The organism is uncultured Streptomyces sp., assembly GCF_947488945.1.
Taxonomy (GTDB): Bacteria; Actinomycetota; Actinomycetes; order Streptomycetales; family Streptomycetaceae; genus Streptomyces.
Map to the genome: position 1 here is coordinate 1 of NZ_CANLBS010000061.1, position 1,787 is coordinate 1,787.

At 67.8% G+C, this 1,787-nt stretch carries 2 protein-coding genes; both read right to left on the minus strand.

Going from position 1 to position 1,787, the window contains the following annotated elements; genetic code table 11:
• Positions 1-780 (minus strand): beta-ketoacyl synthase N-terminal-like domain-containing protein (locus Q0994_RS33805; RefSeq protein WP_299542548.1); only part of this gene is annotated, 780 nt, incomplete at its 3' end.
• 32 nt (positions 781-812) lie between these two features.
• Positions 813-1,787, minus strand: a 975-nt coding sequence (locus Q0994_RS33810) for a KR domain-containing protein (RefSeq protein WP_299542551.1), incomplete at its 5' end; no start/stop codon positions are given.

Sequence of the window (1,787 nt, forward strand, 5' to 3'; positions counted from 1 at the left end):
ACCCGCCGCATACGACTTGCACCGACCATCCGGAGCAAGACCACGCTGACGACTGAACTCCGTCAACAGGAACGGACTCGCCATCACCGTCACACCGCCGGCCAGGGCCATGGAGCACTCGCCGGACCGCAGGGCCTGTGTGGCGAGGTGGAGAGCGACCAGCGACGACGAACACGCGGTGTCCACCGTGACGGCGGGACCTTCAAGACCCAGCGTGTAGGCGACCCGCCCGGAGAGGACGCTGGTCGTGGTACCCGTGAGCCGGAAGCCCTCCAGCTCCGGAGGCATACGGCCGCCGTAGTCGGCGGTCAGGGCACCGCAGAAGACACCGGTGTCGCTGCCGCGCAGGGACGTCGGGTCGATGCCCGCATCCTCGACGGCCTCCCAGGCCGCCTCCAGCATCAAGCGCTGCTGCGGATCGATCGCCAACGCCTCACGCGGACTGATCCCGAAGAACCCCGCATCAAAATCAGCAACACCCTCAACGAAACCGCCGCCACTGGCGTAGACGCTGCGGACCTGCTCCGGGTCGGGGTTGTAGAGACGCTCCAGGTCCCAGCCACGGTCGTCCGGAAGCGGCGACACCGCATCCCGCCCCTGCGACACCAGCTCCCACAACTCGGCAGGCGAAGACACCCCACCCGGATACCGGCAGCTCATCCCCACAATCGCAAGGGGCTCAAGATCGCGCTGCTCCAGCTCGCGCACGCGACGGTTCGCCGTGCGCAGCTCCCCCGTAACCTTCTTCAGATACAGGCGGAGCTTGTGCTCGTCCGTCATCGAGCTACTCCGCTGGTCCTCTGCACCCTGGGTCACGATCCGAGCTCCTTGTCGATCAACTCAAACATCTCTTCGTCCGACACCCCGTCGAGGAAGGCATCGGGGTCTTCGTCCACGGCGTCGTTCTGGCCTGCCGGTCCGCCGAGCACGGACCACAGCCGGTTGCTGAAGGCGCGTAGTCGTGGCTCGTACGTGGCGAGTTGTCCCTCGTCGCCTGCCACCTGGACCAGCAGCGCCTCGATCTTCTGCAGCTCTTCCTCGAGCGGTGAGGGACGTTTCTCCGCCGCTCCACCGACCTCTGCCAGGAGGAAAGCCACGACCCCGTCCGGTGTCGGATGGTCGAAGACCAACGTCGAGGGCAGCCGCACCCCGCTTGTCTGCGTCAGCCGGTTACGCAGCTCGACTGCGGCGAGAGAGTCCAAGCCCATCTCCTTGAACGCACGGTCCGGCACCACCGCGGCGGACGTGGCATGACCGAGCACCGCGGCCACCTGGGCCTGAACCAGCTCCAGAACCACCCGCTCACGATCAGACTCCGACACACCCACCAAACGCTCAGCCAGCGAGCCGCCCGTGCTCTGCGCACGGCGGGCGGGCACCCGCACCAGCCCGCTCAGCAGCGCCGGGAGCATCCCCGACCGCGCCTGCGCACGCAGCGCACCCTGCTCCAACAGCACCGGCACGATCAGCGAATCGTCCTGGCCCTGGGCCCGGTCGAACAGCTCCAGACCAAGCCCGTTCGGCAACGCCCCGATCCCCATCCGAGCCCACCTGGCCACACTGCCCTCATCCAGGCTCCCGGCCATGCTCCGCTCCTCGGCCCACAGCCCCCACGCCAGCGAGGTTGCCGGCAGACCCTGAGCCCTGCGGTGTGCCGCAAGAGCGTCGAGAACCGCGTTGGCCGCCGCGTAGTTGCCCTGTCCCGGACTTCCGATCAGCGCGGCCACCGACGAGAACAGCACGAACGCCGACAGATCCATCCCCGCCGTCAGCTCATGCAGATGCAG